Source organism: Spiribacter roseus (assembly GCF_002813635.1).
GTDB lineage: Bacteria > Pseudomonadota > Gammaproteobacteria > Nitrococcales > Nitrococcaceae > Spiribacter > Spiribacter roseus.
This window is the reverse complement of record NZ_CP016382.1, coordinates 1,513,451-1,535,467: the sequence shown is the minus strand read 5'-3', so window position 1 is coordinate 1,535,467 and position 22,017 is coordinate 1,513,451. Positions and strand designations below refer to the sequence as shown.

The window sequence follows — 22,017 nt, the reverse complement described above, 5'->3', positions numbered from 1 at the left end:
CAGGAGAAAACACAATGGCCGTTTCCAAGGAAGACATCCTCGAGAGCATCTCGAACATGACCGTCATGGAGGTCGTCGAGCTCATCGAGGCGATGGAAGAGAAGTTTGGTGTCACCGCTGCCGCCGCCGTCGCTGCAGCACCCGCCGCCGGTGGCGGTGAGGGTGAAGCCGCCGAAGAGCAGACCGAGTTCGACGTAGTCCTGACGGGCTTCGGCGAGAACAAGGTCGGCGTCATCAAGGCGGTCCGCGGCGCCACGGGTCTGGGTCTCAAGGAGGCCAAGACGCTGGTCGAGGGCGTCCCGGCGCCGGTCAAGGAAGGCGCCACCAAGGAAGAAGCCGACGAGCTGAAGGGTCAGCTCGAAGAGGCGGGCGCCACGGTCGAGCTCAAGTAGGGCTTGACCAGACCAGCGCCACAGAACCGGCGTTGATGGGGGCTGACGGTCGAACCGGCCGTTGGCCCTTTGGTGCTTGTGAAGAATCTGTTGTAGTCGGAATCCGTTGACGGCCGTTGTGTCCAAGTCTGCGAGTGCTTGCATTGGGCGAGTCCTCGAAGCCTTGCACACGGCGGACCCCGACCTCGTTGAGGAACCTCGATGGCCTATACGTTTACTGAAAAAAAGCGCATCCGCAATGACTTTGGCAAACAGCCGAAGGTGCTGGATGTTCCCTATCTGCTGACCTCGCAGATCGAATCCTACCGGGATTTCCTGCAGCTTGAACAGGACCCGGACAAGCGGGACGACAAAGGCCTGCAGGCGGCCCTCGATTCGGTGTTCCCGATCGAGAGCTACTCCGGCAGTGCCCGGCTCGAGTACGTCAACTATCGCATTGGCGAGCCGTCCTTCGACGTCAAGGAGTGCCAGCTCCGCGGCATGACCTACGCGGCGCCGCTGCGCGTGCTCGTGCGCCTCGTCATCAATGACAAGGACACCCGCGCGGTCAAGGACATCCGCGAGCAGGAAGTCTACATGGGCGAAATGCCGCTCATGACCCGCAATGGCACGTTCGTCATCAATGGCACCGAGCGGGTGATCGTCCAGCAGCTGCACCGCTCGCCGGGCGTGTTCTTTGATCATGACAAGGGCAAGACGCACAGCTCGGGCAAGCTGCTGTTCACCGCGCGGGTCATTCCCTATCGCGGCTCCTGGCTCGACTTCGAGTTTGATCCCAAGGACTCGATCTATGTGCGCATCGACCGCCGGCGCAAGCTTCCGGCCACGGTGCTGCTGCGTGCGCTGGGCTATGACAACCAGCAGATCCTGGACCTGTTCTTCGACAAGAACACCTATCACCTGCGCAAGAAGGGCGCCGATCTGGACCTGGTGCCGGAGCGGCTGCGCGGTGAGACCGCGACCTTCGAGATCAAGGACGGCGAGGGCAATGTCATCGTCGAGGCGGGCCGGCGCATCACCGCGCGCCACATCCGCCAGATGGATAAGGCCGGGCTGAAAAAGCTCCAGGTGCCCGACGACTATCTGGTGGGACGGATCCTGGGCGAAGACATCATCGACAAGTCCACCGGCGAAGTGCTGGCCTCGGCCAACACCGAGCTGACCGAAGAGCTGGTGCAGTCGCTGCGCGATAACGGCATCAAGACCTTTCGGGTGCTGTTCATTAACGACGTCGATCAGGGCCCGTACGTCTCCAATACGCTCAACATCGACACGACCACGACGCCGCTTGAGGCGCTCATCGAGATCTACCGGATGATGCGCCCGGGCGAGCCGCCGACCAAGGACGCCGCCGAGAACCTGTTCGCCAACCTGTTCTTCAGCGAGGATCGCTACGACCTCTCCGCCGTGGGGCGCATGAAGTTCAACCTGCGGGTCGGCCGGGACGAGGTCGAAGGCAGTGGCGTGCTCGACAACGAGGACATCCTTGCGGTCCTGCGCGAGCTGATCAACATCCGCAACGGCAAGGGCACCGTCGATGACATCGACCACCTCGGCAACCGCCGGGTGCGCTGTGTCGGCGAGATGGCCGAGAACAACTTCCGCATCGGGCTGGTGCGGGTCGAGCGGGCCGTGCGCGAGCGCCTCAGTCTGGCGGAAAGCGAGGGGCTGATGCCCCAGGAGCTGCTCAACGCCAAGCCCGTGGCCGCGGCGATCAAGGAGTTCTTCGGCTCCTCGCAGCTCTCGCAGTTCATGGATCAGAACAACCCCCTCTCGGAGGTCACCCATAAGCGCCGGGTCTCGGCGCTGGGACCGGGCGGCCTCACCCGCGAGCGGGCCGGGTTCGAGGTGCGTGACGTGCACCCCACCCATTATGGCCGGGTCTGCCCGATCGAGACGCCCGAGGGGCCGAACATCGGTCTGATCAGCTCCCTGGCCTGCTACGCCCGGCTGAACAGCTATGGCTTTCTCGAGACCCCCTATCGGCGGGTCGAGAATGGTCGGGTCACCGACCAGGTGGATTATCTGTCCGCCATCGAGGAGAGCCGCTACATCATCGCCCAGGCCAACGCCCGTATCGACGAGCAGGGCGATCTGGTGGACTCGCTGATCTCGATCCGGCACCAGAACGAGTTCGGCATGTCCTCGCCGGACAAGGTCCAGTACATGGACGTCTCGCCCAAGCAGATCGTCTCGGTGGCGGCGTCCATGGTGCCGTTCCTCGAGCATGATGACGCCAACCGGGCGCTGATGGGCTCGAACATGCAGCGCCAGGCGGTGCCGACCCTGCGGGCCGAAAAGCCCGTGGTGGGCACGGGCATGGAGCGGGCCGTGGCGGTCGACTCGGGCGTCACCGTGGTGGCCGACCGCGGCGGTATCGTCGATCAGGTCGACGCCGCCCGGGTCGTGGTCCGGGTGAACGATGATGAGGCGCAGTCCGGCGAGCCGGGCGTCGACATCTACAACCTGACCAAGTACACGCGCTCCAACCAGAGCACCTGCCAGAACCAGAAGCCGCTGGTGCGCCCCGGCGACCGGGTGGGTCGCGGCGATGTGCTGGCCGACGGCCCGTCCACCGACATGGGCGAGCTGGCGCTGGGCCAGAACATGCGCGTCGCGTTCATGCCCTGGAACGGCTATAACTTCGAGGACTCGATCCTGATCTCGGAGAACGTCGTCCAGGAGGACCGCTACACCACGATCCATATCGAGGAGCTGACGGCCGTCGCCCGCGACACCAAGCTGGGCTCGGAAGAAATCACCGCCGATATCCCCAACGTGGGTGAGAGCGCGCTGTCCAAGCTGGATGAGTCGGGCATCGTCTACGTGGGTGCCGAGGTCAAGGCCGGCGATATTCTGGTCGGCAAGGTCACGCCCAAGGGCGAGACCCAGCTGACCCCGGAGGAAAAGCTCCTGCGGGCCATCTTTGGCGAGAAGGCCTCGGACGTGAAGGACACCTCGCAGCGGGTCTCCTCGGGCATGGATGGCACGGTCATCGACGTCCAGGTCTTCACCCGTGATGGCGTCGAGAAGGATGCCCGGGCCCTTTCCATCGAGGCCGATGCACTCGCCGACGTGCGCAAGGATCTCGATGATCAGTACCGGATTTTCGAGGATGACGCCTTCGCGCGGCTCGAGCAGTCGCTGATCGGCCAGGTGGCTGACGGTGGGCCCGAGCAGCTCAAGGCCGGCACCGAGATCACCGCCGAGTACCTGCACGGCATCGACCGGCGCCGCTGGTTCGAGATCCGCCTGCGCGACGAAAGCGCGATGGCGCGTCTCGAGGCGGTCCAGGCCCAGCTCAAGGCCCAGCGCGAGGCCTTCGATGCACGGCTTGAGGAGAAAAAGGAAAAGATCGGTGCCGGTGACGACCTGGCACCCGGCGTGCTCAAGATGGTCAAGGTCTACCTGGCCGTGCGCCGGCGCATCCAGGCCGGTGACAAGTTGGCCGGCCGTCACGGCAACAAGGGGGTGATCTCCCGCGTCGTGCCGGTGGAGGACATGCCGTTCTCCGCCGACGGCGAGCCCATCGACGTGGTGCTGTCACCGCTCGGTGTGCCGTCGCGGATGAACATCGGGCAGGTGCTCGAGGTGCATCTGGGCTGGGCCGCCAAGGGACTGGGCCGACGCATCGGCGAGATGCTCGATGCCCGGCGGAAGGTCGACGAACTGCGCGGCTTTCTCGAGAAGGTGTACAACTCCAGCGGCAAGCGCGAGGACCTCGACTCGTTCACCGACGAGGAAATCGTCGAGCTCTGCGAAAATCTCCGTGGTGGCGTGCCGATGGCGACGCCGGTGTTCGATGGCGCCAATGAGGGCGAGATCAAGAACATGCTCCGACTCGCCGGGCTGCCGGAAAGCGGTCAGGCGCAGCTGTACGACGGCCGTAGCGGCGATCCATTCGATCGGCCGGTGACCGTGGGCTACATGCACATCCTCAAGCTGAACCATCTGGTCGACGACAAGATGCACGCGCGCTCCACCGGGCCCTACAGCCTGGTCACCCAGCAGCCGCTGGGCGGCAAGGCGCAGTTCGGTGGCCAGCGCTTCGGCGAGATGGAGGTCTGGGCCCTGCAGGCGTACGGCGCTGCCTACACCCTGCAGGAAATGCTGACGGTCAAGTCCGACGATGTCGCCGGCCGGACCAAAATGTACAAGAACATCGTCGATGGCGAGCACCAGATGGAGGCGGGCATGCCCGAATCCTTCAATGTGCTGGTCAAAGAGATTCGCTCCCTCGGTATTGATATCGAGCTCGAGCAGGACTGAACGGGTAGCCGATATGAAAGACCTACTGAATCTGTTCAAACAGCCGGGCGCCCAGCTCGACGACTTTGATGGCATCCGCATCGGACTGGCATCGCCGGAGAAGATCCGGTCATGGTCGTTTGGCGAGGTGAAAAAGCCCGAGACCATCAACTACCGGACATTCAAGCCGGAGCGGGATGGGCTCTTCTGCGCGAAGATCTTCGGCCCCGTCAAGGACTATGAGTGCCTGTGCGGCAAGTACAAGCGCCTCAAGCATCGCGGCGTGGTCTGCGAGAAGTGCGGCGTCGAGGTCACCCTGGCCAAGGTGCGCCGTGAGCGCATGGGGCATATCGACCTGGCCAGTCCGGCCGCGCACATCTGGTTCCTGAAGTCGCTGCCCTCGCGCATCGGCCTGTTGCTGGACATGACCCTGCGTGACATCGAGCGCATCCTCTACTTCGAGGCGTTCGTGGTCATCGAGCCCAACATGACCCCGCTCAAGAAGGGTCAGCTGCTGAGCGACGAGCAGTATCTGGACGCCATGGAGCAGTACGGTGACGAGTTCGACGCCCGCATGGGCGCCGAGGCCGTCGGCCACCTGCTCAAGAACCTCGATCTGCGCGAGGAGACCGAAACCCTCCGTGAGCAGATGGATGCCACCAACTCCGAGACCAAGATCAAGCGGCTGTCCAAGCGGCTCAAGCTGGTCGAGTCGTTCCTCGAGTCGGGGAATCGGCCGGAGTGGATGATCATGACCGTCCTGCCGGTGCTGCCACCGGACCTGCGGCCGCTGGTGCCGCTGGACGGCGGGCGTTTCGCGACCTCGGATCTCAACGATCTGTATCGCCGGGTGATCAACCGCAACAATCGCCTGCGTCGGCTGCTGGATCTGTCCGCGCCGGACATCATCGTGCGCAACGAAAAGCGCATGCTCCAGGAATCGGTGGATGCACTGCTCGACAACGGCCGCCGTGGACGGGCCATCACCGGCACCAACAAGCGGCCGCTGAAGTCGCTGGCGGACATGATCAAGGGCAAGCAGGGCCGTTTCCGGCAGAACCTGCTGGGCAAGCGCGTGGACTACTCCGGCCGGTCGGTGATCGTGGTCGGCCCCACCCTGCGGCTGCATCAGTGCGGCCTGCCCAAGCGCATGGCGCTGGAGCTGTTCAAGCCGTTCATCTTCTCGCGCCTGCAGCGGCTGGGCCTGGCCACCACCATCAAGGCGGCCAAAAAGATGGTCGAGCGCGAGACCGCCGAAGTCTGGGACATCCTCGAGGAGGTCATCCGCGAGCATCCGGTGATGCTCAACCGGGCGCCGACCCTGCATCGTCTCGGCATCCAGGCCTTTGAGCCGGTGCTGGTCGAGGGCAAGGCGGTGCAGCTGCACCCGCTGGTGTGTCCGGCGTTCAACGCCGACTTTGACGGCGACCAGATGGCGGTCCACGTGCCGCTGGCGCTCGAGGCACAGCTCGAGGCCCGGGCCCTGATGATGGCCACCAACAACGTCCTGGCGCCGGCCTCCGGCGAGCCGATCATCGGCGCCTCGCAGGACATCGTGCTGGGGCTGTATTACATGTCGCTGGTGCTCCAGCGCCAGCAGGGCGAGGGCATGACCTTCGCCGACCTCGACGAGGTCCATCGCGCCTACGAAAGCGGGCGGGTCGGCCTTCAGGCGCGGGTGACGGTGCGCTTCCACGAGGTCGTGGTCGACGACGAGGGCCAGCGCAGCGAGTCCACCCGGCGGGTGGAGACCACCGTTGGCCGGGCGCTGATCTACAACATCGTTCCCGAGGGCCTGCCGTTCGATCTTGTCGACCGCGACATGACCAAGAAGGCCATCTCGGAGATGATCGACCAGTGCTATCGGCGGCTGGGTCTGAAGGCGACGGTCATCTTCGCCGACCAGATCATGTACCTGGGCTTTCGGATGTCCACCCGTGCGGCGGTGTCCATTGGCATGGAAGACATGGTCATCCCGGGCGAGAAGGAGCAGATCCTGACCGATGCCGAGGTCGAGGTGAAGGACATCGAGGATCAGTACGCCTCGGGTCTCGTCACCAATGGCGAGCGCTATAACAAGGTGGTCGACATCTGGTCGCGGACCAACGAGGAGGTGGCCACCGCGATGATGGAAAAACTCGGCAAGGAGACGGTCACCGACAGCGAAGGCAGCGAGCTGGTGCAGAAGTCGACCAACTCGATCTTCATGATGGCCGACTCGGGCGCGCGTGGCTCGCCGGCGCAGATCCGCCAGCTTGCCGGCATGCGCGGCCTGATGGCCAAGCCCGATGGCTCGATCATCGAGACGCCGATCACGGCGAACTTCCGTGAGGGGCTGAACGTTCTGCAGTACTTCATCTCCACCCACGGTGCCCGTAAGGGCCTCGCGGATACGGCGCTGAAGACGGCCAACTCCGGCTATCTCACCCGCCGGCTGGTGGACGTATCGCAGGATCTGGTGGTCACCTCGCAGGATTGTGGCACCCATCGCGGCCTGCGTATGACGCCGCTCATCGAGGGCGGTGACGTGGTCGAGGCCCTGGGTGAGCGCGTGCTGGGCCGGGTCGTGGCCCAGGACGTCGTGCAGCCGGGCACCGGCAAGGTCCTGGTTGAGCAGGGCACCCTGCTGGACGAGCGCCAGATCGAGGCGGTCGAGAGCGAAGGCGTGGACGAGATCTGGGTGCGCTCGCCGATCACCTGCGAGACCCGTCACGGCGTCTGCTCGGCCTGCTACGGCCGGGACCTGGCGCGTGGCCATAAGGTGAACGTGGGTGAGTCGGTGGGCGTCATCGCGGCGCAGTCCATCGGCGAGCCGGGCACCCAGCTGACGATGCGGACCTTCCACATCGGTGGCGCCGCCTCCCGGGCCGCGGCCATCAGCAATGTGCAGGTCAAGTCCGCGGGCACGGTGCGCCTCCACAACCTCAAGACCGTGGCGCATCAGTCCGGCAACCTGGTGGCCGTGTCCCGCTCGGGCGAGATCACGGTCATGGATGAGGCCGGCCGCGAGCGTGAGCGCTACAAGGTGCCGTATGGTGCGACCATCGCCGTCGCCGAGCAGGAGGCGGTCGAGGCCGGCCAGGTCGTGGCCAACTGGGATCCGCATACCCACCCGATCATCACCGAGGTGAAGGGCCGGCTGAAGTTCTACGACTTCGTCGAGGGTGTCACGGTGAACCGCGAGACCGACGAGGTCACCGGCCTCAGCAGTCTGGTGGTGACCGATCCCAAGAGTCGCGGCACTGGCGAGCATGTGCGCAGCAGCACCGGGGACAAGGTGGCTTACAAGGACCTGCGTCCGGTGGTCAAGCTGGTCGACGAGGCGGGCAATGACCTGAACCTGGCCGGCACCGAGATCCCGGCGCATTACGCCCTGCCGGCCGGCGCCATCGTCAGCGTCGAGGACAATGCCGAGGTGGATGTGGGTGACGTGATCGCCCGTATTCCGCAGGAGTCGTCCAAGACGCGTGACATCACCGGCGGTCTGCCGCGGGTGGCGGACCTGTTCGAGGCCCGCAAGCCCAAGGAGCCGGCGATTCTTGCCGAGACCTCGGGCACCGTGAGCTTTGGCAAGGACACCAAGGGCAAGCAGCGCCTGGTGCTGACCACGCCGGATGGCGAAGAGTACGAGGAGCTGATCCCCAAGCATCGTAACGTCACCGTGTTCGAGGGCGAGTTCGTCGAAAAGGGCGAGGTGATCGCCGATGGTGAGCCCAACCCGCACGACATCCTGCGTCTGCTGGGTGTCGCCGAGCTGGCGGCGTACATGGTCAAGGAAATCCAGGACGTCTATCGCCTGCAGGGCGTGAAGATCAACGACAAGCACATCGAGGTGATCAGTCGCCAGATGCTGCGCAAGGTCGAGATCCGCAACCCCGGGGATACGCGTTATCTGCGCGGCGAGCAGGCCGACTGGGGACGCGTCGAGGAAGAAAACGAGCAGCTCGTCGAGCAGGGTCGCGAGCCGGCCATCTGGGAGCCCCAGCTGCTGGGGATCACCAAGGCGTCGCTGGCCACCGATTCGTTCATCTCGGCGGCGTCGTTCCAGGAGACCACCCGGGTGCTCACCGATGCGGCCACCCGCGGGGCGCGGGACGACCTGCGCGGTCTCAAGGAGAACGTGATCGTCGGGCGTCTGATCCCCGCCGGGACGGGCTATGCGTACCATCAGGAACGCCAGCGGCAGCGTCGCGAGACGCCGGCGCCGATGATTCCGATGGCGCCGCAGTTCGGCCTCGGCGGGGGTGCTGCGACCACCGATGCACCGGATCTGTCGGAAAACTAGCGGACCGGGCTTCTGGTTGACACCCATGAAGCCCGATCCTACACTTAACGGCTTTCGCCGGAGTTGGGCCTTCCACTCCGGCGTTCGTTGAAGGACGGGAGTCAGAACTCTATGGCCACGATCAATCAGCTGGTGCGCAAGCCTCGCAAGCGCCGGCACGAGAAGAGCAACGTGCCCGCGCTCGAGGCCTGTCCTCAGCGTCGAGGTGTGTGCGCCCGCGTCTACACCACCACCCCGAAGAAGCCGAACTCGGCGCTGCGGAAAGTCGCGCGCGTGCGGCTGACCAACGGCTACGAGGTCGCCAGCTATATCGGCGGTGAGGGGCACAACCTCCAGGAACATTCGGTCGCGCTGATTCGCGGCGGCCGTGTCAAGGACCTTCCCGGTGTGCGGTATCACGTCGTCCGCGGCTCGCTGGACACCGCCGGTGTCAGCAAGCGCCGCCAAGGACGCTCGAAGTACGGCGCCAAGCGGCCAAAAGGATAAGCGGGTAGACAATCATGCCGAGAAGAAGAGAAGTCCCGAAGCGCAAGGTCCTCGCGGACCCGAAGTATGACAGCGAGATGCTCACGCGTTTCGTGAACATGATCATGCGCGACGGCAAGCGGGCGGTGGCCGAGAAGATCGTCTACACCGCGCTCGACCGGATCGCCGAAAAGCACAGTGGCGAGCCGATGGAAGTGCTGGAGACGGCGCTCGACAAGGTTCGGCCGGTGGTCGAGGTGAAGTCGCGCCGCGTCGGCGGTGCCACCTATCAGGTGCCGGTGGAGGTGCGCCCGCAGCGGCGCAACACGCTCGGCATGCGCTGGGTGATCGAGGCCGCGCGCAAGCGCAGTGAGGCCACGATGGGGCATCGCCTCGGCAACGAGCTGCTGGAAGCGGCCGAGGGTCGTGGCAGTGCGGTGAAAAAGCGGGAAGATACCCATCGTATGGCGGAGGCCAACAAGGCCTTCTCGCATTTCCGCTGGTAATAAGGTTCAGGGGTAATAGGTTTTGGCACGCAAGACACCGATCGAGCGCTATCGCAATATTGGCATCATGGCGCACATCGACGCCGGCAAGACGACAGTCACCGAGCGTATCCTCTTCTACACGGGCATCTCCCATAAGATGGGCGAGGTGCATGACGGCGCCGCGGTCATGGACTGGATGGACCAGGAACAGGAGCGTGGCATCACCATTACTTCTGCGGCCACCACCACGTTCTGGCGGGGCATGGACCAGCAGTACCCCGAGACCCGCATCAACATCATCGACACGCCCGGGCACGTGGACTTCACCATCGAGGTGGAGCGCTCCCTGCGGGTGCTCGATGGCGCCGTCTGTGTGCTCGACGCCAACGCCGGTGTCGAGCCGCAGACCGAGACCGTCTGGCGGCAGGCCAACCGCTACGGCGTCCCGCGCATGGTGTTCGTCAACAAGATGGACAAGATGGGCTCGGACTTTTTCCGCTGCGTCGACATGCTCAAGCAGCGTCTGGGCTGCAACGCGGTACCGGTCCAGCTGCCCATCGGCGCCGAGGATTCCTTCGCCGGCGTGATCGACCTGATCCGCCAGAAGGCGATCTACTGGAATGAGCAGGACATGGGCACGACCTACGAAGAGGTCGACATCCCGGCGGAGTACGCCGAGGACGCCGCCCGCTATCGCGAGGCGCTGGTTGAGGCCGCCGCTGAAGCCAGCGAGGACATGATGGACAAGTACATCGGCGGCGAGGAGCTTACGGTGGACGAAATCAATCACGGCCTTCGCGTGCAGACCATCGCCAACGAGGTGGTGCCGGTGCTCTGTGGCTCGGCGTTCAAGAACAAGGGCGTCCAGGCCATGCTCGATGCCGTGGTCGAGTACATGCCGTCACCGAGCGAGGTCCCGGATATCGAGGGCGAGCTCGAGGATGGCAGCACGGTCATCCGCAAGTCCGACGACGACGAGCCCTTCGCCGCCCTGGCGTTCAAGATCGCGACCGACCCTTACGTCGGCACGCTGACGTTCTTCCGCGTTTACTCGGGTGTGGTCAAGACCGGTGACACGGTCTACAACCCGGTCAAGGGCAAGAAGGAACGGCTCGGGCGCATCGTCCAGATGCACTCCAAGGAGCGTAAAGAGATCAGCGAAGTGCGGGCCGGCGACATCGCCGCGGCCATCGGTCTCAAGGACATCACCACCGGCGAGACGATCTGCGATAACAGCAACCGCGTGACCCTGGAGCGCATGGAGTTCCCGGATCCGGTGATCTCCGTGGCGGTCGAGCCCAAGACCAAGAGTGACCAGGAGAAGATGGGCATTGCCCTGGGTAAGCTCGCCCAGGAGGACCCGTCCTTCCAGGTGCGCACCGACGACGAGTCGGGCCAGACCATCATTTCCGGCATGGGCGAGCTGCATCTCGAGATCATCGTCGATCGGCTCAAGCGCGAGTTCAAGGTCGAGGCCAAGGTCGGTGAACCGCAGGTGGCCTACCGCGAGGCGATCCGCGAGCCGGTGGAAGTCGAGGGCAAGTTCGTCCGGCAGTCGGGCGGGCGCGGTCAGTACGGCCATGTCTGGATCCGGATGCGCCCCCGCGAGCGCGGCGAAGGTTACGACTTTCGCAACAAGATCGTCGGCGGTGTCGTGCCCAAGGAGTACATTCCTTCGGTGGATCGGGGCATTCAGGAGCAGATGGAAAACGGCGTGCTCGCCGGCTTCCCGGTCGTCGACCTCGAGGTCGAACTCTTCGATGGCTCCTACCACGATGTCGACTCCTCGGAGATGGCGTTCAAGATCGCCGGCTCGATGGCGTTCAAGGATGGGTTCATGAAGGGCAACCCGGTGCTGCTCGAGCCCATGATGAAGGTCGAGGTGACGACGCCGGAGGACTTCATGGGCGATGTCATGGGCGATGTGACCCGGCGCCGGGGCACGCTCCAGGGCATGGAAGACGGTCCTGGCGGTAAGATCATCCGCGCGGCGGTGCCGCTCAAGGAGATGTTCGGGTATGCTACCGATCTCCGTTCGGCGACGCAGGGCCGGGCTGCCTACTCCATGGAGTTCGACGGCTATGCCGAGGCGCCCAACAGCATCGCGGAAGAAGTGATTAAAAAGGCCGGCTGAACATCCTGTTCGGTCGGATTCGGTCTTTGATTTTGACGGGTAAGAGGTGAACCGTGGCCAAGGCGAAATTTGAGCGCAGCAAGCCGCACGTAAACGTTGGCACGATTGGTCATGTTGACCATGGCAAGACGACGCTGACGGCGGCGATGACGAAGGTACTGGCGGCTGAGTACGGTGGGGTCGCGCAGGACTTCAGCCAGATTGACAATGCGCCGGAAGAGCGTGAGCGGGGTATTACGATTGCCACCGCGCATGTGGAGTACGAGACGCATGACCGGCACTACGCGCACGTGGACTGTCCGGGGCACGCGGACTATGTGAAGAACATGATCACCGGTGCCGCGCAGATGGACGGGGCGATTCTGGTGGTCTCGGCGGCGGACGGTCCGATGCCGCAGACGCGTGAGCACATTCTGCTGGCGCGCCAGGTGGGTGTGCCGTCGATTGTGGTGTTCCTGAACAAGGCGGACATGGTTGACGATGCCGAGCTGCTCGAGCTTGTTGAGATGGAAGTCCGTGAGCTGCTATCGAGCTACGACTTCCCGGGCGATGATGTGCCGGTGATCACGGGCTCGGCGCTGAAGGCGCTCGAGGGGGATACCTCGGAGATGGGCTCGCAGGCGATCGTCAAGCTGGTGCAGGCGATGGACGAGTACATGCCGGAGCCGGAGCGGGCGGTGGACGGTGCGTTCCTGATGCCCATCGAGGATGTGTTCTCGATCTCGGGCCGTGGCACGGTGGTGACCGGTCGCGTGGAGCGCGGCATCATCAAGACCGGCTCGGATGTGGAGATCGTGGGCATCAACCCGACGACCAAGACGGTGGTCACGGGGGTGGAGATGTTCCGCAAGCTGCTCGACGAGGGGCGTGCCGGGGATAACATCGGCGCGCTGCTGCGCGGGACCAAGCGCGATGATGTCGAGCGCGGCCAGGTGCTGTGCAAGCCCGGGTCGATCACGCCGCACACGAAGTTCGAGTGCGAGGTGTATGTGCTGGGCAAGGACGAGGGCGGCCGTCACACGCCGTTCTTTGACGGCTACCGCCCGCAGTTCTACTTCCGGACCACGGATGTGACCGGTGCCTGCGACCTGCCCTCGGGCACGGAGATGGTGATGCCGGGTGACAACGTGCAGATGACCGTGTCGCTGATCGCGCCGATCGCGATGGAAGAGGGTCTGCGCTTCGCGGTCCGCGAGGGCGGCCGCACCGTGGGTGCCGGCGTCGTCTCCAAGATCCTCGAGTAAACGACTATGGCATCGAATAACCAGAAAATCCGGATTCGTCTCAAGGCATTCGACCATCGGCTGATCGATCAGTCGGCCCGGGAGATCGTCGAGACCGCCAAGCGGACCGGCGCCCATATACAGGGCCCGGTTCCCTTGCCGACGAAGAAGGAAAGGTATACCATTCTGATCTCGCCGCACGTCAACAAAGACGCGCGCGATCAGTATGAGATTCGGACTCACAAGCGGTTGATGGACATCATCGACCCAACGGACAAGACGGTCGACGCGCTGATGAAGCTCGACCTCGCCGCCGGTGTCGATGTGCAGATCAAGCTCTCCTGAGTTTCGGGGAACTACTCCGGCACTGATCCTGGATCAGCCCGCCGGAGCGGGCCTCTTTTAGGCCGGCCCAAGCCGGCATCAATCCGAAAGAAACAATTCGGTTGATGATCACCCAGCAGGTAAGGCATCGGTCTGCCTGCGGGGATACGTTCAGCTGATGGAAGAGGGTAGCGACGATGGCAATCGGAATCGTCGGCCGCAAACGCGGCATGACGCGGATTTTTACGGATACGGGTGAGAGCATCCCCGTGACGGTGGTCGAGGCCACCCCGAACCGCGTCACGCAGATCAAGGCACAGGACCATGATGGTTACAGTGCCGTTCAGGTCACCGCCGGAGAGCGTCGTCCGTCCCGCGTCAACCAGGCCATTGCCGGGCATGTCGCCAAGGCCGGTGTCGAGATGGGCCGCGGCCTCTGGGAGTTCCGGCTCGGCAGCGACGCCGGTGAAGACATCCAGGCCGGTGGCACGTTGACCGTCGAGCAGTTCGAGGCAGGGGCCATCGTCGATGTGACCGGTACCTCCAAGGGCAAGGGATTCGCGGGGACGGTCAAGCGCCACAATTTCCGCACGCAGGACAACTCGCACGGCAACTCGGCATCCCACCGTGTGCCCGGCTCGATCGGCCAGGCGCAGGATCCGGGGCGCGTGTTCCCGGGCAAGAAGATGTCCGGGCAGATGGGTAATGTCCGTGAGACCACACAAAATCTCGAGGTGGTTCGGGTCGACACCGAGCGCAACCTACTGTTGGTCCGCGGCGCGGTTCCCGGGCCGGCGGACGGGGACGTCATTGTGCGCCCGGCGGTCAAACAGCTCGCCGCGGCGGGAGGTAACTGATGCAGCTAACATTGCAGGGTGACGGCTCGACCATCGAGGTCTCCGAGACCGTTCTCGGTGCTGAATTCCGTGAGCCGCTCGTTCACCAAGTCGTGGTTTCGTACCTGGCCGGGGCGCGGGCGGGCACCAAGGCCCAGAAGACCCGCTCGGAAGTCAGTGGCGGCGGCGTCAAGCCGTGGCGGCAGAAGGGCACCGGTCGGGCCCGTGCCGGCACGATCCGCAGTCCGATCTGGCGCAGTGGTGGTCAGACCTTCGCGGCCAAGCCGCGGGATCATTCGGTCAAGGTCAATCGCAAGATGTATCGCGGCGCGCTGCGCTCGATCCTCTCGGAGCTCCTCCGGCAGCAGCGCCTGCAGGTCGTGAGCACGTTCGAGGTCGACGGGCCCCGCACGCGTGACGCCCGTGCCCAGATCAAGGGGGTGACCGGCAGCGAGGACGTGCTGATCGTGACGACTGAAGTCAGTGAGGCGCTTTACCTGGCGGTCCGCAACCTGCCGCGCGTGGATGTCCGCGATACGGTCGGCCTCGACCCGGTGACGCTGCTGGCCCATGAGAACGTCGTCATGACAACGGATGCGCTGCGGCGTATTGAGGAGTGGCTCGCATGAATCAGGAGCGGATGTACCAGGTGCTTCGCGGACCGCATATCTCCGAGAAAAGCACGGTGATTGCGGACGAGGCCAACCAGGTGGCGTTCAAGGTCGCGCGCAACGCGACCAAGCGCGAAATCAAGGCGGCTGTCGAGCAGCTGTTCGAGGTCGAGGTCCGGGATGTGCGCGTGGCCAATGTTAACGGCAAGCGCAAGAACTTCGGGCGGATCCAGGGTCGTCGTCCCGATTGGAAGAAAGCCTATGTGGCGCTCGAGCAGGGCCATGAGCTGGATTTCATCGGCGGCGTGGAATAAGCGGACAGGACTGAACGATCATGGCAGTGCGTAAAGCAAAACCCACCTCGCCGGGGCGTCGGTTCGTCGCCCAGCCGGTGAAAAGCGATCTCTACCGGGGCGAGCCCTATGCGCCCCTGGTCCGCAAGCTCAACAAGAGTGGCGGGCGGAACAATCAGGGCCGCATCACCACGCGCCATATCGGCGGCGGGCACAAGCGGCGCTATCGCGACATCGACTTCCGTCGCAACAAGGAAGACATTCCGGCGCGCGTCGAGCGGCTGGAGTACGACCCCAATCGCAGTGCGAACATCGCGCTGCTGTTGTACCGGGACGGCGAGCGTCGCTACATCATTGCACCCAAGAACCTGAAGGTGGGCCAGGAAGTCCGCTCGGGTCAGGGTTCGCCCATCAAGCCGGGCAACACGATGCCACTGCGCAACATCCCGCTGGGTACGCAGGTGCATTGCATCGAAATGCGGCCGGGCAAGGGCGCGCAGATGGCGCGCTCCGCCGGCGCCGGTGTCCAGCTGGTAGCCCGTGAGGGCGCGTATGCCACGCTGCGCCTGCGCTCCGGTGAGATGCGCAAGGTGCTCAGCGAGTGCCGGGCGACCATCGGTGAGGTCAGTAACGGCGAACACTCGCTGCGCTCCATGGGCAAGGCCGGGGCGACGCGGATCGCCGGGCGGCGCCCGACAGTGCGCGGCGTGGTGATGAACCCGGTGGACCATCCCCACGGTGGTGGTGAGGGTCGGACGTCGGGTGGGCGCCATCCGGTAACCCCCTGGGGTATTCCGACGAAGGGTCACAAGACCCGCAGCAACAAGCGCACCGATAAGCTTATCGTGCGCCGTCGCAAACGCTAACGGAAAGGGGTGGATCAGAAGTGCCACGCTCGATTCGAAAAGGCCCGTTCATTGATACGCACCTCCTGAAGAAAGTTCAGGTGGCGGCGGAGGCCAACAGTAAGCGTCCGATCAAGACCTGGTCGCGGCGATCGATGGTAGTGCCGGAGATGGTCGGTCTGACCATTGCGGTGCATAACGGCCGTCAGCATGTGCCGGTGCTCGTCAACGAGAACATGGTCGGTCACAAGCTCGGTGAATTCGCGTCCACTCGGACGTTCAAGGGTCACCAGGCCGACAAGAAGGCGAAGAGGTAAGCATGGAAACGGCGGCCAGGCTTCGATACGCGATCATTTCGCCGCAGAAAGTGCGGCTCCTTGCTGACCAGATCCGTGGCCTTCCAGTGTCACGGGCGCTGGAAGTGCTCGAGTTCAGCCCCCGCAAGGCGTCGGGCATTGTGCGAAAGGTCGTTGATTCCGCGATTGCCAACGCGGAGCACAACAGTGGGGCCGACATCGACGAGCTGCGCATCGCGCGCATCCAGGTCGATGAGGGCCCGATGTACAAGCGGATTCAGCCTCGGGCCAAGGGCTCGGCGAATCGTATCCTGAAGCGCACGAGCCACATTACCGTGGCCGTCGCTGAGGACTAGGGGTTTAGGAATGGGACACAAGGTTCATCCAACGGGATTCCGGCTGGGCATTACCGAAGACTGGCGGTCGATGTGGTTCGCCAACAGCAACCGCTACGGTGATCAGCTGTACACGGACTACAAGATCCGTGAGTTCATCCGCGAGCGGCTGTCGCATGCGTCGATCAGCAAGATCCGCATCGAGCGGCCCGCCAAGAACGCATTGATCACGATCCACACGGCGCGGCCCGGCATCGTCATCGGCAAGAAGGGCGAAGACATCGACCGCCTCCGGCGCCAGCTGACGCAGCGCATGGGGATCCCGGTGCATGTGAACATCGAAGAGATCCGCAAGCCGGAGCTCGATGCGCAGCTCGTGGCCGACAATGTCGCCCAGCAGCTGGAGCGGCGCATCATGTTCCGTCGGGCCATGAAGCGCGCCGTCGGCAACGCCATGCGGCTCGGCGCCAAGGGCATCAAGGTCCAGGTCGGCGGCCGGCTGAACGGCTCCGAAATCGCGCGTAGCGAGTACTACCGCGAGGGCAGTGTCCCGCTGCATACGCTCCGGGCGGACATCGACTACGGCTTTGCCGAGGCGAAGACCACCTACGGCGTCATCGGCGTGAAGGTCTGGGTGTTCAAGGGCGAGATCCTTGATACCGACACCGTTCCCAGCCAGCGGGCCGCGGGCTAACGCCGCTACAAGGAGTCAGTCATGCTTCAGCCAAAGCGCACAAAATTCAGGAAACAGCAGAAAGGCCGTAACAACGGTCTGGCAACCCGCGGCGACAAGGTGAACTTCGGCGAATTCGGCCTGAAGTCCACCACGCGCGGGCCGGTGACGGCGCGTCAGATCGAGGCCGGCCGGCGGGCCATCAACCGGCATGTCCGGCGGGGTGGCAAGATCTGGATCCGCATCTTTCCGGATGCGCCGATCACGTCCAAGCCCCTCGAGGTTCGCCAGGGCAAGGGCAAGGGTAATGTCGACCACTGGGCCGCCAAGGTGCAGCCGGGTCGTGTGATTTACGAAATCGAGGGCGTGTCGGAAGAAGTGGCGCGCGAGGCATTCCGCCGCGCGGCGGCCAAGCTGCCCGTGCACACCCGGTTCGTCGAACGGACGGTGATGTGATGAAGGCCAGAGAATTGCGGGACAAGTCCGTCGAGAGCCTTGAGAGCGAGCTTCTCGAGCGGCGCAAGGAGCAGTTCAACCTGCGTATGCAGCAGGCCACGGGCCAGCTGGCGCGGCCCGACCAGATGACGCGGGTCCGGCGTGATATCGCGCGGATCAAGACCGTGCTCAACGAGAAGACCGGGAGTGGTGAGCAGTCATGAGTAACAAGGAAAGCGTCAAGCGCACGGTCAATGGCCGCGTCGTCAGCACGGCGATGGACAAGACCATCACCGTGGTCGTCGAGCGCCTCGTGCCGCATCCGCTCTACGGCAAGTACATCCGTCGCACGACGAAGGTTCACGCGCACGACGAGGACAACGTCTGCCAGAAGGGGGATTGGGTGTCGGTCGTCGAATGCCGTCCGGTTTCCAAGCAAAAGACCTGGCGGCTTGTGGACGTGCTCGAGCGGGCCGTTCAGTAAGCAACGATCAATCATAGAGAGTCAATCGCCATGATTCAGATGCAGACGCTGCTAGGCGCGGCGGACAACAGCGGGGCCCGGGAGGTGCAGTGCGTCAAAGTACTGGGCGGCTCCAAGCGCCGTTACGCCGGCATCGGCGACATCATCAAAGTGAGTGTCAAGGACGCCATCCCGCGGGGCCGGGTCAAGAAGGGCGAGGTGTATAACGCGGTCGTCGTACGGACCAAGCGCGGCGTGCGCCGGCAGGACGGGTCGCTGATCCGCTTCGACGGCAATGCGGCCGTGCTGCTCAACGCCAACCTGCAGCCAGTCGGCACCCGTGTATTCGGTCCGGTGACGCGCGAGCTCCGCAACGAGCGTTTCATGCGCATCATCTCTCTGGCGCCGGAGGTGCTGTAACGATGCAGAAGATTAAAGCCGGTGACGAAGTCATGGTCATTGCGGGCAAGGACAAGGGGCGGCGCGGCCGCGTCATCCGGGTCCTGCCCGAGCGTGACGGCATCGTTGTCGAGAACGCGAACAAGGTGAAAAAGCATAAGCGTGCCAATCCCCAGGCGAATGATTCCGGCGGAATCATCGAGCAGGAAAAGCCGCTGCACCGCTCCAATGTGGCGATCTACAACCCGAACACCGGGCGGCCTGATCGGGTCGGGATCCGCGATGGCGAAGCCGGGCGTCGGGTGCGCTTTTTCAAGTCCGACAACACGCTGATTGATTAGGGTATCGAGATGGCCAGATTGCGTGAGCAATACACAAACGAAATCATCGGCACGCTGTCGCAGCGATTCGAATATGCCAATCCGATGCAGGTCCCGCGGCTCGACAAGATCGCGGTGAACATCGGCGTCGGCGAGGCGATCCGCGACAAGAAGGTCGTGGACAACGCCGCGGGCGATCTGGCGGCCATTACCGGGCAGAAGCCGGTGGTGACCTACACGCGCAAAGCCGTTGCCGGGTTCAAGATCCGCGAGGGCTGGCCCATCGGCGTCAAGGTGACCCTGCGTCGCGAGCGGATGTACGAGTTCCTCGACCGGCTGATCAATATCGCCGGGCCGCGGATCCGCGATTTCCGCGGCTTTTCGCCGCGCTCGTTCGATGGACGGGGCAACTACAATCTGGGAATCGGCGAGCAGCTGGTGTTCCCGGAGCTCGAATTCGACAAGATCGACGCTGTCCGCGGTATGGACATTGCGATCGGCACTACCGCAGTCAAGGACGAGGAAGCCAAGGCCCTTCTGGAGGGCTTTGGATTCCCCTTCCGCAAGTAAAGAGGGCAGGAAATGGCCAAGGTTTCCATGGTCCAGCGTGAGCTCAAGCGCGAGCGGCTTCGCAACAAGCATGCGGCGAAGCGGGCGGAGCTCAAGGAGATTATCCGCAGCCCTGCCTCCTCCGAGGAGGAGCGGGTGGCAGCCCAGGAGCAGCTGCAGAATCTGCCCCGCAATGCCAGCCCGGTGCGGGGCCGCAATCGGTGCAACGTTTCCGGACGGCCGCGCGGCTACTACCGCAAATTCGGCCTGTCCCGGAATATGCTCCGCCAGGCCGCTATGCGCGGTGAGATCCCCGGCCTGAAGCTGTCCAGCTGGTAAGCGGCATGGGCAACAGTAACCAGGCAAGGAACCAGGTGACGCGAACATGAGCATGACCGATCCCATCGCGGATATGCTGACCCGCATTCGTAACGGGCAGACCGCTGAGAAGACGGAGGTCTCGATGCCCTCCTCGAAGTTGAAGCTGGCCATCGTCCGGGTCCTGAAGGACGAGGGCTATGTCCACGACTATCGGGTCGAAGGCACCGAGAAAAAGCCCACGCTGGCGGTGACGCTGAAGTACTACGAGGGCCGGCCGGTCATCGAGGAAATCCAGCGCGTGAGTCGGCCCGGACTGCGGCGCTTTGAAGGCCGGGGAACGCTGCCCCGGGTGCGCGGTGGTCTGGGAACAGCCATCATTTCCACCTCGCAGGGTGTGATGACCGACCGGGCGGCGCGCGACGCCGGCCACGGTGGTGAAGTCCTCTGCGTGGTTTTCTAGAGACGGGATAAACGGTCATGTCGAGAGTAGCGAACAGTCCGGTCGCGATCCCGAGTGGCGTCGAAGTCAACCTTGGCGACGACCGCAAGGTCAGCGTCAAGGGGGCCAAAGGCGAACTCCACCATACGATCCACGAGTGGGTCGATGTCGCGCAGGACGAGCAGGTGCTGACCTTCGTGCCCAACCGCAAACGCCAGGAGGCGGTTGCGCTGGCGGGTACCACGCGGGCACTCATCAACAACATGGTGCGCGGGGTGCACGAGGGGTTCGAGCGGCGTCTCAAGCTGGTGGGCGTCGGATACCGCGCCCAGGCCAAGGGCGACACGGTCAACCTGACCCTCGGTTTCTCGCATCCGGTGGAGCACCCGGTGCCGAAGGGCATCACGGTCGAGACACCCTCCAACACCGAAATCGTGGTCCGCGGTGTGGATAAGCAGCAGGTCGGACAGGTCGCTGCTGATATCCGCGCGTACCGTCCGCCGGAGCCCTACAAGGGCAAGGGCGTTCGCTACGCCGACGAGCGGGTCATCATGAAAGAAGCCAAGAAGAAGTAATGGCGATGCAAAAGAAGGCAGCAAGAGAGCGTCGCGCCCGCAAGGGTCGCGCCAAGATGCGGGAGCTCGGAGCCGCGCGGTTGACGGTGCATCGCACCCCGCGCCACACCTATGCTCAGGTGATCTCCGCCGACGCGTCGCGGACCCTGGCGTCGGCGTCGACGCTCGAGAAAGACATGCGCGGATCGCTCGCCAACGGTGGCAATGTCGCGGCAGCGAAGGCCATCGGTCAGGCAATCGCCGAGCGCGCCACCGCTGCGGGTGTCACCGAGGTGGCGTTCGATCGCTCGGGCTTCAATTATCACGGCCGGGTGCGGGCGATCGCCGATGCGGCCCGTGAAGCCGGACTCAAATTCTGAATAGGGGCACGTAGGCGATGGCGACAAATGATGTCAATGGTGAGGGCCTCCGCGAGAAGCTCATTACCATCAACCGCGTGGCGAAGGTTGTTAAGGGCGGCCGCCAGTTTGGTTTCACCGCACTGACGGTGGTCGGTGACGGCGACGGCTCGGTCGGCTTTGGTTACGGCAAGGCGCGCGAGGTGCCGCTGGCCATCCAGAAGGCGATGGAGCGGGCGCGCTTCAACATGCGCAAGGTCAACCTCAACGGCCCGACGCTGCAGTACTCCATGAACGGCTATCACGGCTCGAGCAAGGTTTACATGCAGCCGGCCTCATCGGGTACCGGGATCATCGCCGGTGGGCCGATGCGAGCGGTCTTTGAGGTCGTGGGCGTCAACGACGTGCTGGCGAAGTCGCTCGGGTCACGGAATCCGATCAACGTCGTGCAGGCCACCATCAACGCCCTGACCGAGTATGACTCGCCGGACTACGTCGCGGCGAAGCGCGGTAAGACGGTAGAAGAGGTGCAGGGCTGATCATGGCAAAGAGTAAGCAGCTTCGTGTCACGGTGGTCCGCAGCTTCGCGAACCGTGTGGCCAGCCATAAGGCATGCATCGCCGGGCTCGGCCTGCGGCGGATGCACCATAGCGTGCTGGTCGCGAATACGCCGGAGAATCGCGGGATGATCAATAAAGTCTCCTACATGCTCTCCGTCGAGGAGGTCTAG

Annotated in this window: 27 protein-coding genes; all 27 read left to right on the top strand. The window is 64.0% G+C overall.

Annotated features, from left to right (window positions below; translation table 11 throughout):
• Positions 1-14 precede the first annotated feature (14 nt).
• Positions 15-392: a 50S ribosomal protein L7/L12 gene (gene rplL, locus BBH56_RS07565; RefSeq protein ID WP_144347956.1), complete on the top strand. Its 378-nt coding sequence runs from the start codon at positions 15-17 to the stop codon at positions 390-392.
• Between the two features lie 201 nt (positions 393-593).
• Positions 594-4,661 carry a DNA-directed RNA polymerase subunit beta gene (rpoB, locus tag BBH56_RS07560; protein WP_148122434.1) on the top strand — a complete coding sequence of 1,356 codons (4,068 nt, stop codon included), beginning with the start codon at positions 594-596 and terminating at the stop codon, positions 4,659-4,661.
• 13 nt (positions 4,662-4,674) lie between these two features.
• On the top strand, positions 4,675-8,925 hold the full coding sequence (gene rpoC, locus BBH56_RS07555) for a DNA-directed RNA polymerase subunit beta' (RefSeq protein WP_148122433.1): 4,251 nt from the start codon (positions 4,675-4,677) through the stop codon (positions 8,923-8,925).
• 111 nt (positions 8,926-9,036) lie between these two features.
• Positions 9,037-9,411: a 30S ribosomal protein S12 gene (gene rpsL / locus BBH56_RS07550; RefSeq protein ID WP_023367946.1), complete on the top strand. Its 375-nt coding sequence runs from the start codon at positions 9,037-9,039 to the stop codon at positions 9,409-9,411.
• Between the two features lie 14 nt (positions 9,412-9,425).
• Positions 9,426-9,896 (top strand): 30S ribosomal protein S7, encoded by a 471-nt coding sequence (rpsG, locus tag BBH56_RS07545; protein ID WP_069134447.1) that lies wholly within the window; start codon positions 9,426-9,428, stop codon positions 9,894-9,896.
• 22 nt (positions 9,897-9,918) lie between these two features.
• A complete protein-coding gene (gene fusA / locus BBH56_RS07540) occupies positions 9,919-12,012 on the top strand; it encodes an elongation factor G (RefSeq protein WP_144347959.1) in 2,094 nt (697 codons plus the stop codon).
• Positions 12,013-12,065: 53 nt separating this feature from the next.
• The gene (gene tuf, locus BBH56_RS07535; RefSeq protein WP_144347953.1) at positions 12,066-13,256 is read left to right on the top strand and encodes an elongation factor Tu; all 1,191 of its coding nucleotides are present in this window, start codon (positions 12,066-12,068) and stop codon (positions 13,254-13,256) included.
• A gap of 6 nt (positions 13,257-13,262) precedes the next feature.
• Entirely contained in the window at positions 13,263-13,580 is a 318-nt protein-coding gene (gene rpsJ / locus BBH56_RS07530; protein WP_069134039.1) for a 30S ribosomal protein S10, read from the top strand.
• A gap of 176 nt (positions 13,581-13,756) precedes the next feature.
• On the top strand, positions 13,757-14,416 hold the full coding sequence (gene rplC, locus BBH56_RS07525) for a 50S ribosomal protein L3 (RefSeq protein WP_148122432.1): 660 nt from the start codon (positions 13,757-13,759) through the stop codon (positions 14,414-14,416).
• On the top strand, positions 14,416-15,024 hold the full coding sequence (rplD, locus tag BBH56_RS07520; RefSeq protein WP_148122431.1) for a 50S ribosomal protein L4: 609 nt from the start codon (positions 14,416-14,418) through the stop codon (positions 15,022-15,024). Before rplC ends, rplD begins: the two co-directional genes overlap by 1 nt.
• Positions 15,021-15,320 carry a 50S ribosomal protein L23 gene (rplW, locus tag BBH56_RS07515; protein ID WP_069134042.1) on the top strand — a complete coding sequence of 100 codons (300 nt, stop codon included), beginning with the start codon at positions 15,021-15,023 and terminating at the stop codon, positions 15,318-15,320. Before rplD ends, rplW begins: the two co-directional genes overlap by 4 nt.
• A 20-nt stretch (positions 15,321-15,340) precedes the next feature.
• Positions 15,341-16,165 carry a 50S ribosomal protein L2 gene (rplB, locus tag BBH56_RS07510; RefSeq protein ID WP_069134043.1) on the top strand — a complete coding sequence of 275 codons (825 nt, stop codon included), beginning with the start codon at positions 15,341-15,343 and terminating at the stop codon, positions 16,163-16,165.
• Between the two features lie 20 nt (positions 16,166-16,185).
• Positions 16,186-16,461 carry a 30S ribosomal protein S19 gene (rpsS, locus tag BBH56_RS07505; protein WP_023367930.1) on the top strand — a complete coding sequence of 92 codons (276 nt, stop codon included), beginning with the start codon at positions 16,186-16,188 and terminating at the stop codon, positions 16,459-16,461.
• A gap of 2 nt (positions 16,462-16,463) precedes the next feature.
• Complete coding sequence (gene rplV, locus BBH56_RS07500; protein ID WP_144347962.1) at positions 16,464-16,796, top strand: 50S ribosomal protein L22; 333 nt, start codon at positions 16,464-16,466, stop codon at positions 16,794-16,796.
• Positions 16,797-16,806: 10 nt separating this feature from the next.
• Positions 16,807-17,469, top strand: a complete 663-nt coding sequence (gene rpsC, locus BBH56_RS07495) for a 30S ribosomal protein S3 (protein WP_069134045.1) — start codon at positions 16,807-16,809, stop codon at positions 17,467-17,469.
• A 21-nt stretch (positions 17,470-17,490) separates the two neighbouring features.
• A complete protein-coding gene (gene rplP, locus BBH56_RS07490; RefSeq protein WP_023367924.1) occupies positions 17,491-17,904 on the top strand; it encodes a 50S ribosomal protein L16 in 414 nt (137 codons plus the stop codon).
• Positions 17,904-18,107, top strand: a complete 204-nt coding sequence (gene rpmC / locus BBH56_RS07485; RefSeq protein ID WP_069134046.1) for a 50S ribosomal protein L29 — start codon at positions 17,904-17,906, stop codon at positions 18,105-18,107. The genes rplP and rpmC overlap by 1 nt, the downstream gene beginning before the upstream one ends.
• Positions 18,104-18,367, top strand: a complete 264-nt coding sequence (rpsQ, locus tag BBH56_RS07480; protein ID WP_069134047.1) for a 30S ribosomal protein S17 — start codon at positions 18,104-18,106, stop codon at positions 18,365-18,367. Before rpmC ends, rpsQ begins: the two co-directional genes overlap by 4 nt.
• A gap of 30 nt (positions 18,368-18,397) precedes the next feature.
• Positions 18,398-18,766 (top strand): 50S ribosomal protein L14, encoded by a 369-nt coding sequence (gene rplN / locus BBH56_RS07475; protein WP_069134048.1) that lies wholly within the window; start codon positions 18,398-18,400, stop codon positions 18,764-18,766.
• Between the two features lie 2 nt (positions 18,767-18,768).
• Complete coding sequence (rplX, locus tag BBH56_RS07470; RefSeq protein WP_069134049.1) at positions 18,769-19,086, top strand: 50S ribosomal protein L24; 318 nt, start codon at positions 18,769-18,771, stop codon at positions 19,084-19,086.
• 9 nt (positions 19,087-19,095) lie between these two features.
• A complete protein-coding gene (gene rplE / locus BBH56_RS07465) occupies positions 19,096-19,635 on the top strand; it encodes a 50S ribosomal protein L5 (protein ID WP_069134050.1) in 540 nt (179 codons plus the stop codon).
• Positions 19,636-19,647: 12 nt separating this feature from the next.
• Positions 19,648-19,953: a 30S ribosomal protein S14 gene (rpsN, locus tag BBH56_RS07460; protein ID WP_069134051.1), complete on the top strand. Its 306-nt coding sequence runs from the start codon at positions 19,648-19,650 to the stop codon at positions 19,951-19,953.
• A 46-nt stretch (positions 19,954-19,999) separates the two neighbouring features.
• Positions 20,000-20,395, top strand: a complete 396-nt coding sequence (gene rpsH, locus BBH56_RS07455; protein WP_069134052.1) for a 30S ribosomal protein S8 — start codon at positions 20,000-20,002, stop codon at positions 20,393-20,395.
• A gap of 17 nt (positions 20,396-20,412) precedes the next feature.
• On the top strand, positions 20,413-20,949 hold the full coding sequence (rplF, locus tag BBH56_RS07450; protein ID WP_069134053.1) for a 50S ribosomal protein L6: 537 nt from the start codon (positions 20,413-20,415) through the stop codon (positions 20,947-20,949).
• 5 nt (positions 20,950-20,954) lie between these two features.
• Complete coding sequence (gene rplR / locus BBH56_RS07445; protein ID WP_069134111.1) at positions 20,955-21,308, top strand: 50S ribosomal protein L18; 354 nt, start codon at positions 20,955-20,957, stop codon at positions 21,306-21,308.
• Positions 21,309-21,325: 17 nt separating this feature from the next.
• Complete coding sequence (gene rpsE / locus BBH56_RS07440) at positions 21,326-21,826, top strand: 30S ribosomal protein S5 (RefSeq protein ID WP_069134054.1); 501 nt, start codon at positions 21,326-21,328, stop codon at positions 21,824-21,826.
• A 2-nt stretch (positions 21,827-21,828) separates the two neighbouring features.
• On the top strand, positions 21,829-22,017 hold the full coding sequence (gene rpmD / locus BBH56_RS07435; protein ID WP_069134055.1) for a 50S ribosomal protein L30: 189 nt from the start codon (positions 21,829-21,831) through the stop codon (positions 22,015-22,017).